Annotated in this window: 15 protein-coding genes and 1 tRNA gene; 3 read left to right on the plus strand and 13 right to left on the minus strand. The window is 59.3% G+C overall.

Features of this window, described 5'->3' with window-relative positions:
- Positions 1-5 precede the first annotated feature (5 nt).
- Entirely contained in the window at positions 6-398 is a 393-nt protein-coding gene (locus tag BG455_RS02135) for a VOC family protein (protein ID WP_071468315.1), read from the plus strand.
- 62 nt (positions 399-460) lie between these two features.
- Here the strand turns inward: BG455_RS02135 and recR are convergent, their stop codons facing one another.
- The 10 genes from recR to BG455_RS17240 all read right to left on the minus strand — a co-directional run bounded on the left by recR (position 461) and on the right by BG455_RS17240 (position 9260).
- Positions 461-1060 (minus strand): recombination mediator RecR, encoded by a 600-nt coding sequence (gene recR / locus BG455_RS02140; RefSeq protein WP_071468316.1) that lies wholly within the window; start codon positions 1058-1060, stop codon positions 461-463.
- Between the two features lie 13 nt (positions 1061-1073).
- A complete protein-coding gene (locus BG455_RS02145; protein ID WP_071468317.1) occupies positions 1074-1418 on the minus strand; it encodes a YbaB/EbfC family nucleoid-associated protein in 345 nt (114 codons plus the stop codon).
- Between the two features lie 15 nt (positions 1419-1433).
- A complete protein-coding gene (locus tag BG455_RS02150) occupies positions 1434-3197 on the minus strand; it encodes a DNA polymerase III subunit gamma/tau (protein ID WP_071468318.1) in 1764 nt (587 codons plus the stop codon).
- 141 nt (positions 3198-3338) lie between these two features.
- On the minus strand, positions 3339-4127 hold the full coding sequence (gene pcaD / locus BG455_RS02155) for a 3-oxoadipate enol-lactonase (protein WP_071468319.1): 789 nt from the start codon (positions 4125-4127) through the stop codon (positions 3339-3341).
- The gene (locus tag BG455_RS02160) at positions 4114-5109 is read right to left on the minus strand and encodes a threonine ammonia-lyase (RefSeq protein WP_084386089.1); all 996 of its coding nucleotides are present in this window, start codon (positions 5107-5109) and stop codon (positions 4114-4116) included. Before BG455_RS02160 ends, pcaD begins: the two co-directional genes overlap by 14 nt.
- Positions 5088-5909, minus strand: coding sequence for an alpha/beta fold hydrolase (locus tag BG455_RS02165; protein WP_071468320.1), 822 nt, complete (start codon positions 5907-5909; stop codon positions 5088-5090). The genes BG455_RS02160 and BG455_RS02165 overlap by 22 nt, the downstream gene beginning before the upstream one ends.
- A 121-nt stretch (positions 5910-6030) precedes the next feature.
- The gene (gene hisD / locus BG455_RS02170; RefSeq protein WP_071468321.1) at positions 6031-7332 is read right to left on the minus strand and encodes a histidinol dehydrogenase; all 1302 of its coding nucleotides are present in this window, start codon (positions 7330-7332) and stop codon (positions 6031-6033) included.
- Positions 7333-7818, minus strand: coding sequence for a DUF2948 family protein (locus BG455_RS02175; RefSeq protein ID WP_071468322.1), 486 nt, complete (start codon positions 7816-7818; stop codon positions 7333-7335). It lies immediately after the preceding gene.
- Positions 7815-9083, minus strand: coding sequence for a UDP-N-acetylglucosamine 1-carboxyvinyltransferase (gene murA / locus BG455_RS02180; protein ID WP_071468323.1), 1269 nt, complete (start codon positions 9081-9083; stop codon positions 7815-7817). The genes BG455_RS02175 and murA overlap by 4 nt, the downstream gene beginning before the upstream one ends.
- A gap of 12 nt (positions 9084-9095) precedes the next feature.
- Positions 9096-9260: a hypothetical protein gene (locus BG455_RS17240; RefSeq protein WP_170124785.1), complete on the minus strand. Its 165-nt coding sequence runs from the start codon at positions 9258-9260 to the stop codon at positions 9096-9098.
- A gap of 96 nt (positions 9261-9356) precedes the next feature.
- Here BG455_RS17240 and BG455_RS02185 point away from each other — a divergent pair.
- A tRNA-Thr gene (locus BG455_RS02185) sits at positions 9357-9431 on the plus strand.
- A gap of 95 nt (positions 9432-9526) precedes the next feature.
- Positions 9527-11050 (plus strand): site-specific integrase, encoded by a 1524-nt coding sequence (locus BG455_RS02190; protein ID WP_143079864.1) that lies wholly within the window; start codon positions 9527-9529, stop codon positions 11048-11050.
- Positions 11051-11137: 87 nt separating this feature from the next.
- Here the strand turns inward: BG455_RS02190 and BG455_RS02195 are convergent, their stop codons facing one another.
- The 3 genes from BG455_RS02195 to BG455_RS02205 form a co-directional block, all read right to left on the minus strand.
- Positions 11138-11752 (minus strand): HNH endonuclease family protein, encoded by a 615-nt coding sequence (locus BG455_RS02195; protein WP_071468324.1) that lies wholly within the window; start codon positions 11750-11752, stop codon positions 11138-11140.
- Entirely contained in the window at positions 11752-13335 is a 1584-nt protein-coding gene (locus BG455_RS02200) for an AAA family ATPase (RefSeq protein ID WP_084386091.1), read from the minus strand. Before BG455_RS02200 ends, BG455_RS02195 begins: the two co-directional genes overlap by 1 nt.
- Positions 13336-13720: 385 nt before the next feature.
- A partial coding sequence (locus tag BG455_RS02205) for a ribonuclease H family protein (protein WP_218147528.1) occupies positions 13721-14247 on the minus strand: 527 nt, incomplete at its 5' end.

A 14247-nucleotide genomic window follows, 5' to 3' on the forward strand; every position in this document is an offset into this window, starting at 1 on the left:
CGCCAATGATCACCGGCGTCAACCATATCACTTTGGTGGTTGCCGAAGTGCCGCGCGCCGTGACATTCTATACCAGCATCCTTGGCATGTCGCTGCGCGCACAAGGGCCGTGCTCGGCCTATCTCGAAAGCGGCAGCCTTTGGCTGTGTCTGGAACAGGGCACACCGTCCCATCGGGCCGATGACAGCCATATCGCGCTGTCCTGCACCGCCGAAGATTTCAAGACCCTTTGCGCGCGGCTGACAGACTGGCGGCAATGGAAAACCAACCGCTCGGAAGGTGCCTCGCTCTATCTGCTGGACCCGGATGGCCATAAGCTGGAGCTGCATTTGGGCAGTCTTGAATCCCGCCTTGCCCATTACCGCCTATCCCCGCCGGACGGGATGCAAGTATTCTGACATTTTCTTGCTGAAAATACTCTGGGGGGAATGCGGCGCAGCCGCAGGGGGGCAAAGCCCCCTTACACCGCCTTGCGCGCGCGCAAGGCAGCCCCGATGGTGCCATCGTCCAGATAATCCAGCTCGCCCCCCATGGGCACGCCTTGCGCCAGCGCCGTGACCTGCACATCCAGCCCCGCCAAGGCGTCTGCGATATAATGCGCGGTGGTTTGTCCATCGACTGTGGCGGCCAGCGCAAGGATCACTTCGCGCGCCCCTTCGGCCTGCACCCGCGCCACCAGTTCGGGAATGCGCAACTCTTCCGGGCCGACCGCATCCAGTGCCGACAATGTGCCCCCCAACACATGATAGCGCCCGACAAAGACACCGCCACGTTCCATCGCCCAAAGATCGGCCACATCCTCGACCACGCAAATCTCGCCTGTGGCGCGTTTTGGCGCGGTGCAAATCTCGCAGACAGGCAGGGTCGAGATATTGCCACATGCGCTGCAGGTCTGCGCGCTTTGCGCCACGCGATCGAGTGCTGCCAGAAGCGGGCGCAGGCTTTGGTCGCGGCGCTGGATCAGGTGCAACACAAGCCTGCGCGCCGAGCGCGGCCCCAGACCGGGAAGCCGCGCGATCTGCGCGATCAGCGCCTCTATCTCGTTGGGCGCGCGCTCCATTCCCTTGCGCGGCTCAGAATGGCAGGTTCATGTCGCGCGGCAGGCCCATGGCCTCGGTCAGTTTGCCCATTTCTTCTTTGGCACGCGCATCCGCCTTGACCTGCGCATCCTTGATCGCGGCAAGGATCAGGTCTTCCACCACTTCCTTGTCGTCGGAATTGAAGATCGAGGGGTCAATATCCAGCGCGGTCAACTCGCCCTTCGCGGTGGCCGTCGCCTTGACCAGCCCTGCGCCGGATTCGCCGGTCACAGTGATCGACTTCAAGTCATCCTGAAGCTGCGCCATTTTGCCCTGCATATCCTGCGCGGCTTTCATCATCTTGGCCATATCGGCCATTCCGCCCAAACCTTTCAACATTTTGTCAGCCTTTCTTCATGTTTCTTCAAACGGGTCCCAGTCGGGGTCAAACACGTCTTCCACCTCGGGCAGCGCTTCGGCGGCAGCGGCGGTTTCAGCATCTTTCAAATCCCTGATCTCGGATATCTTGGCATTGGGAAAGCACTGAAACACGGCCGCCACAAGGACATTTTGCAACGCCACATCTTCTTTCACGCCCAGTTCTGTGGCGCGCTGCTCGGCCAGTGTCGCGCCGCCGCCTGTTGCAGTGACAGATACCCCCCAGCGCGCCCCTGTCCAGCCCTGCAAGCGACCTGCAAGCCGTGCTGCCAGATCGGGCGCGGCAGTCTCGGTCGGTTGGAACTCGATCCGGCCGGGAGAGTATTTTACCAGCCGCAAACAGGTTTCCACCTCCATCAGCAGCGCCATGTCGCGCTTCTCGCGGATCATTGCAACCACGGCGTCGAAATCGGGATAATGCGCCAAGGCGGACACAGGCTCGGCCAAGGCGGCCTGCGCCCCGCCCCCCCGCCCGCCGCCACCGGAGCGCTGCGCAGACGGCCCCGCGCCGGCAGGTTCTGGCGCACGCGCTGGCCTGTCCGCCCCCCCGCCCGGCGTTGTGCCGGGCGGGGGCGGTGTCTGGTCATGCCATTTGCGCACCAGCTCTTCGGGGCTGGGCAGGTCGGCCACATGGGTCAGGCGGATGATCGCCATCTCGGCGGCCATCATCGCATTGGGGGCGCTGGCCACCTCTTCCAAAGCCTTTAGCAGCATCTGCCATGTGCGTGTCAGCGTGCGCATCGGCAGGGCCTGCGCCATGGCGGCACCCCTGTCGCGTTCTTCAGGGCTCAGGGTGGGATCATTGCCCGCATCCGGGGTGATCTTGGTCACACTCAGCCAATGGGTAATCTCGGCCAGATCACGCAGCACCGCCATCGGGTCCGCGCCATCGGCATATTGCGCGGCCAGTTCGGCCAAAGCCCCGCCCGCATCGCCCCGCATGATATGGTCGAACAGGTCCAGCACCCGCGCGCGGTCCGCAAGCCCCAGCATCGCGCGCACCTGATCGGCGCTGGTCTCCCCCGCACCATGGCTGATCGCCTGATCCAGAAGGCTCATCGCGTCGCGCACCGACCCTTCGGCGGCGCGGGTGATCAGCGCCAGCGCGTCTTGCGCCACCTGCCCCCCTTCGGCCTGCGCCACACGGTCCAGATGCGCGATCATGATTTCCGGTTCGATCCGGCGCAGGTCAAACCGCTGGCAACGCGACAGAACCGTGACCGGCACTTTGCGAATCTCGGTGGTGGCGAAGATGAATTTCACATGCGCTGGCGGTTCTTCCAATGTCTTGAGCAGCGCGTTGAATGCGTTGTTCGACAGCATATGAACTTCGTCGATGATGTAGATCTTATAGCGTGCCGAGGCCGCGCGATAGGCGACCGAGGCGATGATCTCGCGGATATCATCCACACCCGTGCGCGAGGCCGCGTCCATTTCCAGCACATCGACATGGCGGCCATCGGTAATCGCGCGGCAATGCTCGCACACGCCACACGGCTCGGTCGTGGGGCCGCCCTGCCCGTCTGCGCCAATGCAGTTCAGCCCCTTGGCGATGATCCGCGCTGTGGTGGTTTTGCCGGTGCCGCGAATGCCCGTCATGACGAAAGCATGATGGATGCGGTCTGCCGCGAATGCATTACGCAAGGTGCGCACCATCGCATCCTGCCCGATCAGATCGGCAAAACTCTCGGGGCGGTATTTGCGCGCCAGAACCTGATAGGGGGTTTGCGTCTCGCTCATGCGGGCCTGCCTGTTGTCGGATGCTCCACCCTAGCGCGCCCGAGGCGGGATGGGAAACGGGTTTTCACACCCCCATCCTCGCCCGTGTTGGCAGGCGGGGTTATTTGAGTATTTTTAGCAAGAAAATGAGGCATGCGCCAATCACTCCAGCCCGTGTTTGTGGATGAACCCCGTCAGGATTTCAGCATATCTCCGGGGCTGTTCCACATGCGGCAGATGGCCTGCACCCCGGATCAGTGCAAACTCAGCGCCGGGCACCAGATCGACCGTCTCGCGCACCAGATCAGGCGGGGTCGATCCATCCCGGTCCCCTGCAATGCCCAAGGTTGGCAGGCGCAGGCTGGCCGTGGTGGTGTAGAAATCGGTTCCCGCAATGGCCGCCGCACCGCCCAGCCAGCCGTCCAGCGGAGCCCCTACGAACATGGCGCGCCACTGCGCCACGTCTGGGCTGGCGCGAAAGGCAGGCGAGAACCAGCGCGCGAGCGAGGCATCGGCCAGCGCTTCCAGCCCGCCTGCGCGGGCAAGGCGCGCCCGCTCTTCCCAGATGTCTTTGGTGGCGATGCGCGCGGCCGTGTTCGACAGGACAAGCGCGCGGATCAGATCGGGGCGCTTGACGGCCAGCCCTTGCGCAACCATGCCCCCCAGCGACAGGCCGACAAAGACGCATGCGCGCAGGCCCAGATGATCCAGCAGCGCTTCGGTATCGCGCACCAGCTGGCCCATGGAATAGGGGGGCGGTGCGATATCGGATTGCGCGTGCCCCCGCCTGTCATAGCGTAGGATGCGCCAATGTGGCGGCAGATGCGGCATCAGCGGGTCCCACATGTGCAGATCGGTTCCAAGCCCGTTCGAGAACACCACAGGCAGCCCACCCTCGGGGCCAGTGAACTGGTAGTGCAGACGGATTTCGCCAAGATCAGCCAGCGGCATACGCGTCCCCCATTGCCAAGGCGCGCTGGAACACAGCGCAGTCCACATTCCCGCCCGAGGCGGTGACGATCACAGCCTCACCTGCAATCTGGCCGGGGTGGAACAGGGCCGCCGCCAGCGCCACCGCGCCGCCTGGCTCCAGCACCAGTTTCAGCCGGTCATGCGCCAGCGCCATCGCGCGCAGCGCCTCATCATCGCTGACCACCAGCCCCGGCCCGCACAGACGCTGCAAAATGGGCCATGTCAGCCTGCCCGGGCGCGGTGTGACAATCGCATCGCACAGGCCAGAGCGTGTGGGGTTTTCCACCACCCGGCCCTGCGCCAGCGATTGGGCCACATCGTCAAACCCCTCCGGCTCGACCGTGCGGACACGCATCTGTGGCGCGACCTGTTCCAGCGCAAGGGCAATGCCCGAGGTCAGCCCCCCACCTCCGCAGCACACCAGAACCTGCGCCTCTGCGACGCCCTCGCAGCGCGCCTGATCGGCAATTTCCAGACCTGTGGTGCCCTGCCCCGCGATCACCTGCGGATGGTCGAAAGGCTGGATCAATTCCAGCCCGCGTTCCGCGGCCAGCGCCGCGCCCAGCGCATCGCGATCTTCACTCGTGCGGTCATAGAGCACAACTTCTGCCCCCAAGGCGCGGGTATTGGCGATCTTCACCGCAGGCGCATCTTGCGGCATAATGATCAGCGCAGGCAGCCCGCGCAGCCGCGCGGCATAGGTCACCCCCTGCGCATGATTGCCAGACGAAAACGCAATCACCCCGCGCGCAGCCTCTGGCAGCGCGGTCATGGCCGACCATGCACCCCGGAACTTGAAGCTGCCGGTATGTTGCAGGCATTCCGCCTTTACATAGACACGCCGCCCCGCGATCTTGTCCAGAAAGGGTGAAGACAGCAGTGGCGTGCGCCGCGCATGGCCGTCAAGGCGGCGCGCGGCTGCCGCGATCATTTCATAATTCACAGGCAATTCCCCAGCCATTCATGAATAACTTGCAGCGACGGACGCTCGTCCAGAAACGGAATATGCCCGCGCCCCGGCACTTCGGCGAACAGCATATCGGGGCGCAAGTGCTGCATCTCGGCGGCGGTTGCCGCACTCAGCAGGTTGGAATTGGCCCCACGGATCAGCGCCAAGGGCATCCCCGCACAGGCTGCGAACATGGGCCACAGGTCGCCCCCGCCCCCCTCCATCGCGGCCAGAAAGGCCTCGCGCAAGGCGGGGTCGTAGTTCAACTCCAGCCCCTGATCGGTTGCAATGAAATGCCGCCGCGCTTCTTGCAGCCATCGCCCCTCGGGCACATCAGAGAATTCGGGAAAAGCGCGTTCAAGCGCGATGGCCGCCTGTGCATGCGTGCGCGCAGACGGGGTCTGGCCAATATAATCGGAAATCCGCGCCAGCCCCTCTGCCTCTATCACGGGCCCCACATCATTCAGGCACAGGCCCCGCACCCTCTCGCGCGCCACCGCCGCCAGATACATGCCAATGATCCCCCCGCGCGAGGTTCCCAGAATGGCCACCTGATCCAGCCCCAGATGGTCCAGCAGCGCCACAACATCTGCGCCTTCCTGCACCACCGTATAGCTGTCCGCGCCGGTCCAGTCCGAGCGCCCGCGCCCGCGATAATCCAGCCGGATCAATCGAAGGGGCGGCAGATGGGGGGCCAGATAGTCGAAATCAGACCCGTTGCGCGTCAGTCCCGACAGGCATAGCAGCGCGCGGCCATGCCCTTCATCTGTATAATGCAGCTTCGCCCCGTCCGGAGTTGTGAAATACGGCATGGTCCTGCCCCCTGCTGATCGTGCCTGCAAGAAGTGACACGCCAAGGATGAAAGGAAAACCCTTCCTTCATTTTCTTGCTAAAAAATACTCAACGACGCGCCGCCTGCCGCATGTGCGCCGTTAGCGGTTCAGGCGCTCCAGCCTTGCGCGCACACTCAGCCCATGCGCCTCCAGGCTCTCGGAGATGGCAAGCTGTTCGGCCGCAGGGCCGATGGCTGCCAGTGCCTCTGGGGTCATGCGCGCAAGGGTTGTGCGCTTCATGAAATCCAGAACCGACAGGCCAGAGGAGAACCGCGCCGAGCGCGCAGTGGGCAGCACATGGTTGGGGCCGCCGACATAATCGCCAATCGCCTCGGGCGTCCAATGGCCCAGAAACACGGCGCCCGCGTGGCGGATCTGGCCCAGCAGCGCTTCGGGGTCGGCCACGCAAAGTTCCAGATGTTCGGGTGCGATCCGGTCTGACAGCGCGGCGGCCTCGGCCAGATCGCGCACAAGAATCACCGCGCCGTAATCGCGCCAGCTTGCCCCCGCAATCGCGCGGCGCTCCAATGTCTCAAGGCGTTTGTCCACGGCCTGCATGACCGCGCGGCCAAATGCTTCATCCGTGGTGATCAGCACCGATTGCGCGCTTTCGTCATGTTCGGCCTGCGACAGCAAGTCCAGCGAGATCCAGTCTGGGTCGTTGTCGCTGTCTGCGATGACCAGTATCTCTGACGGGCCTGCGATCATGTCGATCCCGACACGGCCAAAGACGCGGCGCTTGGCCGCAGCGACATAGGCATTTCCGGGGCCGGTGATCTTGTCGACCGGCGCGATTGTTTCTGTGCCATAGGCCATTGCGGCCACAGCCTGCGCGCCGCCAATGCGGTAGACCTTTTCGACGCCGGACAATCTTGCCGCCAGCAGCACCAGCGGGTTGACCACCCCGCCCGGCGTGGGGGCGCAGATCACAAGCCGCTCGACCCCTGCGACCTGCGCGGGAATCGCGTTCATCAGCACCGAAGACGGGTAGCTTGCCAGCCCCCCCGGCACATACAGCCCCGCCGCGCCCACCGGCCCCCAGCGCCAGCCCAGTTCTGCGCCATATTCATCGTGCCAGCGCTTGTCTTCGGGGCGCTGGCGGGCGTGATAGGCGCGGATGCGGGCGGCGGCCAGTTCCAGTGCGGCGCGCTCATGCTCGGGGACGCGGGCGCATTCGGCGTCAATCTCGTCTTCAGAAAAGGCCAGCGTGTCCGGCGTCAGCTGCAGGCGATCGAACTTCAGGGTCAGGTCAATTACGGCGGCGTCACCGCGCGCGCGCACATCTGCAATGATGGCCGCGACCGTGTCATCCACATCGACGGCATCTTCGCGCTTGGCCCCAAGCAATGCGGCAAAGCCCGCGTTGAAGCTGGCATCACGACTGTCAAGAAACACGGGCATTCAGCTGTCCTTATCCAACGGGTGTTCAGGGGCCTTGCGCGAGGGCGCGCGGTAGGGCCGCGTGACGTCAGATAGTGCGACATCGAGACATTCCACCTCCAGCCGGATTTCGCCATCTCCGGCAAGGATCAGCGACAGATGGCCTGCACCATCTGCGCTGGCCCGAAACTCCAGCGCCAGCAGCGACAGGATCAGGTCTGCATCCGCGCGGTCAAAGCCTGTGGTTGCCGCACCCATCACGTCATTGACCAAAAGCACCGATTGCACGCGCTCGAAATCGCCGCCCCGCTCTGCGCGCGGGCGGTCTTCCCAGCGGAAGCGGTTGATCAGCAGTGCAAAGCGGCGGCGCTTGCGGTCAAAGGTCATTTCGGGGGTGGGGAAAACCGCATCCTGCACCAGCGCCGAGATCACCTTCAGATCATCGGCATCCAGCGCTTGCAGGCGCAGCGGGCGTTCGGCCCCATCCTCGAAACGTGCATCAGTCATGTGTGCTTGATCCGTTCTATTCTGGCCCCGCAGGCGCCCAGCTTGTCTTCAACATGCTCATATCCGCGATCAAGATGATAGACTCGGCTCACCACTGTTTCACCTTCCGAGGCAAGGGCGGCAAGGATCAGCGACACAGATGCCCGCAAATCGGTGGCCATGACGGGCGCGCCCCGCAGCTTGGGCACACCAGTCACAGTTGCGGTGCCGCCATGCACCTCAATCTGCGCACCCATGCGCGTCAGTTCCGGCGCATGCATAAAGCGGTTCTCGAAAATATGCTCTTCCAGCACCGACACACCATCGGCGGTGCACATGGCGGCCATGAATTGCGCCTGCAAATCGGTCGGAAAACCGGGGAAAGGTTCGGTGGACACATTGACAGGGCGCAGCCGGTCAGAGTTGCGCGTCACGCGCAAGCCGCGCGCCGTTTCTGTCACCTCGACACCGGCCTCTTGCAGCTTGTCGGCGAAAGCCTGCACCAGATCCAGCCGCCCGCCCAGACATTCGACCGACCCGCCCGCGATGGCAGGGGCCAGCATATAGGTGCCCAGCTCGATCCGGTCGGTCACCACAGGGTGCGTGGCCCCGCCAAGGCTGGCCACGCCCTGAATGGTGATCGTGCCTGTCCCCTCGCCCTCGATCTGGGCACCCATGCGGCGCAGACATTGCGCCAGATCGACGATTTCCGGCTCGCGCGCGGCGTTTTCCAGAATGGTTGTGCCCTTCGCCAAAGTGGCCGCCATAAGCGCGTTCTCGGTCGCCCCGACCGACACGATGGGAAAGCGGAACCGCGCGCCCTTCAGGCCGCCGGGCGCTTTCGCATGCACATAGCCATCGCGCAGGCTCAACTCTGCGCCCAGCGCCTCAAGGGCGCGCAAATGCAAATCCACAGGGCGCGCACCGATCGCGCAACCACCGGGCAGCGACACCACAGCATGCCCGTCGCGCGCCAGCATCGGCCCCAGAACAAGGATCGAGGCGCGCATCTTGCGCACGATGTCGTAATCCGCGCGGTGCGAGGTCAGGTCATGGCTGGACAGGGCCAGCACCTTGCCATCTTGCAAACTGGCCACCTCGGCCCCAAGCGAGCCAAGCAGATCGGACATGGTTGCAATATCGGACAGGCGCGGCGCGTTGGTCAGCGTCAGGGGCGCATCTGTCAGCAGCGTGGCGGGCATCAGGGTCAGGCAGGCATTCTTTGCCCCTGCAATCGGGATCTCCCCTTTCAGCGGGCCGTTTCCAGTAACAACAATCGAATCCATCTACTCTGCCCTTCACTCTTTATCTTTTGGCGCGCCATCATCGGGCGCGTCTGTTCTTGCGCGGGACTGCGCCTTGCGCTTGGCGATATTCGCTTTCAGGGCCGCTTTCAACCGCGCGGCCCGTGCCGCATCGCGGGTTTTTGCTGTCCCTGCCTTATTTGCCTTTGCATCACTCATGCCCCCTCGTAACGCAAGTTTCAAAAACCGTCCAGATAAGGGTTGCACAGCGCGAAAATTCCGACTACCTAGCCGCGGCAAGCGCCGGTTGGCCATGCTGTGGTAGCTCAGTGGCAGAGCACACCCTTGGTAAGGGTGAGGTCGAGAGTTCAATCCTCTCTCACAGCACCATCTTTTTCCCTTTAATAGCAAAAAGATAGGCAATATTAGTGGGTTGGATGATGCTCGGTTCTACACCGAGGTTCTACACCGCTATGGTTTTACACATGTCTCGACCAGTCAAAAACTCCAAGACCGGCGTATTCTATTTCCGCCAAAAAACCCCCGCCGATCTGCGTCGGACTTTCGGGAAGGCAGAGGTGAGCTGGTCACTCAACACGAAAGATGAGGCCGAAGCCAAGACGCGGCATGCCGAGGCGTTCCAGAAGCAGGCGCGCGTCTGGCAGGCTTTGCGGGCAAAACCGGAGCCCATTCCACACAAGAAGATCATGACCATGGCGGGAGGTTTCTACAGAACCCTCGTCGCTTCAGTCGAAGATGAACCCGGTGAGCCCTCAATGTGGACGACAATGCTCGACAAGTTCGACAAAAACCAGTTGACAGATCAAGTTATCGAAAAATGGTTTGGCCCCGAAGCTGATCGCTTGCTCCTCGAAGAAGGCCTTTCAACCGATACCTACAGTCATAATCGGTTATGTGCAGCCTTGCATGATGTCTGGCTGCAATGGTCGGAATTCCAACTGAAGCGCTCACAGGGCGATTACAGCCCCGACCAAAAGGCGGACCGGTTCCCCCTCTCTCAGCACCCGAGGGCTGCCTCCAAGGCACCTTTAAAGGCTCCTGAAGAGGTGACAATCACATCCTTGTTCGAGCTGTGGGAACGAGATCACCTTGCAAACGACAAGCCGCAGAAAACGGCAGATGACTTCCGACAGAAAATCAACGATCTGAAAGCCTTTCTCGGACACGATGATGCCCTGCGCACCACGGGGGAGAACATAGCAGATTGGTGCGACCACCTTCGCCATGAAAAGGAGTTTGCCCCCAAGACCGTCAGGGACAAATATCTAGCAGCCGCAAAGTCCGTGTTTAACGCGGGCACTGGCAGGCGAAAGCTTGCAACGAACCCGACAGATGGCGTGAAGGTCTCGGTTCCAAAAACCAAGAAGACCCGATCTAAGGGTTTCACAGATGACGAGGCCAGCGCCATCCTTGCCGCTACACTTTGTGACCCGTCCACCTTTGGGGCGATGGAAGAACGCAACAAAATGGCAATTCGCTGGGTGCCATGGATATGTGCCTTTTCGGGGGCACGCATCAGCGAGATTACCCAGATGCGCCGCGAAGACCTGCTCGAGGATTACGGAATAGCCTGCATTCGCATCACCCCTGAAGCTGGCTCTGTTAAAACCGGGAACTACCGCATTGTCCCTTTGCATCCGCAGTTGATTGCGATGGGTTTGCTAGAATTCATCCAGTCACAACCCGATGGACCCATTTTCTACTCCCCAAAGAAGGCTGATGAGAATTCTGGCACGAGAGCAAAGAACGCAGGCAAAAAGATCGGGCAATGGGTGCGAGGCGTTGCAGGCGTTACTGACTTACGCGTCTGGCCAAACCATGGATGGCGTCACAGGTTCAAGACACTGGCACGTGATTTCGACATCGACACAGAATATAGTAACGCTATCACCGGGCATGAAGATGGCAGGGTGAGTACAGACTATGGCGAAACGACTGTCAAAGCCCTTTGGCGGGAAATACAGAAGCTGCCGCATTATGACGTTTAGTGACGAGTAGCTGCTTGAGGCTAGTGCTCTGCACCCTCCCGCATTATACGCAATCACAATAGGTTCAGGGTTGGGGGCTACAAGAAGCTAGACACGGCGATTGAGCGCACGCTTGAGAATATCCAAATCTGCCTCAGCCAAGGCCTCCGTTTCTCGCGCGAAAATGAAATCTTTAGCACGCTGTTTGGTCATATGTGTAGAATCCAAACTCATAGTCTCAATCGTCCAAGTTCCTCGGTCCGAAAGACCCTCAATCAAGATCGGATGACCAGCCTCATTGTCAACAAACCGAATGTGGATGCTGGTATCATCGATGTAAGGATGGACTATCACGAATTCGGAGTCTGCATATTGCTCGGCACAAACCGAAACGGTGTCCAACTCGCCTTTAACCTTGAAGCCGTTGCAATACTCGCAAGAGATCACAAGATTCATTGGCGTAAAGGTCCACTGTGCATATCGGTTCTTCGGAGCGATATGATCTCGATGTGCAGTCCTGTGTCCCTTCTCCGCAACTTCAAGTGTGCACCAAACACATCGTGAGCCTTGCATCTGCAGGCCTTGAGTCATGATCTCGTACTTGAAGTCATTTACGCATTTTGCTTGGCTTGACCAACCTTTAGTATCAGGTTGGTTGAGGACTGTCTCAACTGCAGCAAGGACGGCATCAATTATCTGCGCACAAGCATCCAAATTAAGCACTAGCCTCCACTCCTTTCGAGTACCGTTTGGATTCGGTCCAAGATTTCAATCATTGCTTCATTATCGGGCTCATCAACCACTTGAAGACGCTCATAAATTGAACGGAGGCGGTGCAGATCAAGTTCATCCACGCCCGAAATCATTCTCAGCGCCTTTGTTAAGTCTCTTTCAACATAGAAATTACTGGTCGTTGCTATACCGAAAACTCGATAGAGAATATTTTCTGGAGACCTGCCGTAGACATCGCCATCAAATGACTGAAACCTTGAGCCTGGGACGTTGCTCGCAACGGTCACTGAGGCTTGTTTTTCGGAGACGTCAGAAACGATAAAGTGAGAGTGCGTCGCGATAATCGCATGCGTTTGTGGGAATTGCTTAAGTGTTTCAAGTAGGCGAGGGAGATAGATTCTTTGCCATGCTGGATGAAGGCTAACCTCTGGTTCATCGATGACCAATACAGAGTTTTCACCGAGATGAGCGACAAATCGGATAACAGTCCCGAGTATTTGCTGCTCTCCTGAGCTCAACTCGGAAAACCGGAATTCTTGTCCAGACTTCAAGAACACAAGGGCCGCATCGGAGATCACACGAAGCCGCCTTCCAAGATCGATCATTTTGGCAACATCAAACTCGCTAAATAGGCTAGGAAAGTGTTCAAGATCAAAGTTAATTGAGAAAATAACTGACCCATGACGTAGACGACCTCGATTCCGGGTTACGGAGAATTCACGCAAGGCTTGAAAAAAGGGCCAGAATTCTTCTAGTTGGATTCGGGCTTGATCTCTGCGTTCGTCACTCAGTTCGCGCAATGGCCCTGCTAACCTTTCAAAATAATCAAGGGCTTTGTCCCGGAATGTTTGAAAGTCGTCAGCTTCAAGGAGCGATCGCCTATTGAGGCCCAATTCAACTTTGAGTGAGCTGTTCAAACCTAAATCTTCAAACCAGTTCTTGAAAATACTTAAGGCCCGGGTACGTCCAATAGCATTCACGAAGCCTAAAAGAACTTTGTTTTCCAGAGCACCAGTAGTCGTCATGTTGGTCGCTTGCCGGAGACCTAGATAAACATAAAAGTCGTCGTCTTCGTTTCGGGTGAACTTAAAACGATCGGTGGGTAGATGTGCAACGGCAATTGCGCGATCAGGAAATAGAAGGGAACGGCTGTTGACCTTTTTACCGTCTTTCCAAACTGTGAGGTCTCGATCTCGGCGCTCAACGCTCCAATAGCTGTCAGCCAGCCAGTACTCTAATCTTGCTTGGGGTACATCTGATTCATGGGAAGTCTTTTTGCGAGACTTCTCCAATAGCGAGCGACCGAGAGAAAGAGAGTGATTCTGAATTTTAAACTGCCTGATCTTCTCCGCATCCGGTATCACTTTATCAACGAACTCTCGCCTCAAGCCTTCGATATTAACGAGTTCTTCTACAAGAGCAGAAAGAACTCTACTTTTATTAGAGCCATTAGGACCTATCAGAATTGAAGCTTTTGGCCCAGAATCAAAATCTTTTTGATCGAACAGTGGAAGCGTAAATTCTGGTGTTGCGAATGAAACAAGATGAAATCCACCTCTATTTGGATAGACCATTTAATTTGCGCCTCCGTTCTTTGCACTGTGCCATTTGATCATCTGTCCCTATCATTCGGAACCGCCTCTTTAGCGAAGTCTACACTCACTAACCCTCCAGTGCCGAAGCTAAGATTGAATAATTTGCCTCATGACTGCAAGGCTATTCCGCGTCACCTGTGCTCCCAAGGCACCGTCTGATCTTGCAACAGTTATTTTGCTTTCGCACCTCCAGCGAAGGTCTACTGGCCGCCCTCCGTATCGATGATGCCGTAGCCGCGAAAGGTTTTTGTGCAGGTGCTGCGAACGGCGGAAATGTCCCCGCATAGCACATCGTCTCCCTTTGCGTCGGGACCTTATGTCAAGTTTCGAATACTAGCGATTGACGCGCCAGTCGCGCGTGGCTTCACGCTTGCGCCTCAGCGGTCGTGATGACTTCGACCTCCACATTACTTTTGTTCCCCATGTGCCCGCGCACCCAGTGCCATTGTAAAGTTCGCCCCCTCGCACTGGCGATCAGTTCCTTCCAGAGGTCTTGGTTTCCGACAGCCTTTCCGTCAGCTTTCCGCCACCCTCGGGCGACCCAATGCGGTTGCCATTCGGTCATCCCCTTTACCAGATATTGGCTGTCAGACCGAATGATAATTGGCGAAACTTCGTCCACGCGCAGGCTCTTTAGCGCTTCGATTGCAGCCACAAGTTCCATTCTGTTATTGGTTGTCGCAGGGTCACCACCCTTCACGATGAGCTTTTTCACCTCGGCACCACCCTTCATGCGCCGAAGTGAAGCCGCCCAACCTCCGGGGCCGGGGTTGCCGATGCATGACCCGTCTGTGTGAATGAGGATGCAGTCGGCTGGAATGATGGTATTGCGTTGATTGATCATAGCGTTGTCCTTTGAGGCTGGCCCAACGTAAGCATTCGCCGAGGGCC

This window comes from Roseinatronobacter thiooxidans, from assembly GCF_001870675.1.
GTDB lineage: Bacteria > Pseudomonadota > Alphaproteobacteria > Rhodobacterales > Rhodobacteraceae > Roseinatronobacter > Roseinatronobacter thiooxidans.

Coding starts and splice junctions, on each gene's coding strand:
- recR (WP_071468316.1), bottom strand. CDS start 1,060: ATGGAGCGCGCGCCCAACGAGATAGAGGCGCTGATCGCGCAGATCGCG.
- BG455_RS17240 (WP_170124785.1), bottom strand. CDS start 9,260: ATGAGTGATGCAAAGGCAAATAAGGCAGGGACAGCAAAAACCCGCGAT.
- pcaD (WP_071468319.1), bottom strand. CDS start 4,127: ATGCCGCTGGCTGATCTTGGCGAAATCCGTCTGCACTACCAGTTCACT.
- murA (WP_071468323.1), bottom strand. CDS start 9,083: ATGGATTCGATTGTTGTTACTGGAAACGGCCCGCTGAAAGGGGAGATC.
- BG455_RS02145 (WP_071468317.1), bottom strand. CDS start 1,418: ATGTTGAAAGGTTTGGGCGGAATGGCCGATATGGCCAAGATGATGAAA.
- BG455_RS02135 (WP_071468315.1), top strand. CDS start 6: ATGATCACCGGCGTCAACCATATCACTTTGGTGGTTGCCGAAGTGCCG.
- BG455_RS02190 (WP_143079864.1), top strand. CDS start 9,527: ATGTCTCGACCAGTCAAAAACTCCAAGACCGGCGTATTCTATTTCCGC.
- BG455_RS02165 (WP_071468320.1), bottom strand. CDS start 5,909: ATGCCGTATTTCACAACTCCGGACGGGGCGAAGCTGCATTATACAGAT.
- hisD (WP_071468321.1), bottom strand. CDS start 7,332: ATGCCCGTGTTTCTTGACAGTCGTGATGCCAGCTTCAACGCGGGCTTT.
- BG455_RS02175 (WP_071468322.1), bottom strand. CDS start 7,818: ATGACTGATGCACGTTTCGAGGATGGGGCCGAACGCCCGCTGCGCCTG.
- BG455_RS02150 (WP_071468318.1), bottom strand. CDS start 3,197: ATGAGCGAGACGCAAACCCCCTATCAGGTTCTGGCGCGCAAATACCGC.
- BG455_RS02200 (WP_084386091.1), bottom strand. CDS start 13,335: ATGGTCTATCCAAATAGAGGTGGATTTCATCTTGTTTCATTCGCAACA.
- BG455_RS02160 (WP_084386089.1), bottom strand. CDS start 5,109: ATGGCTGGGGAATTGCCTGTGAATTATGAAATGATCGCGGCAGCCGCG.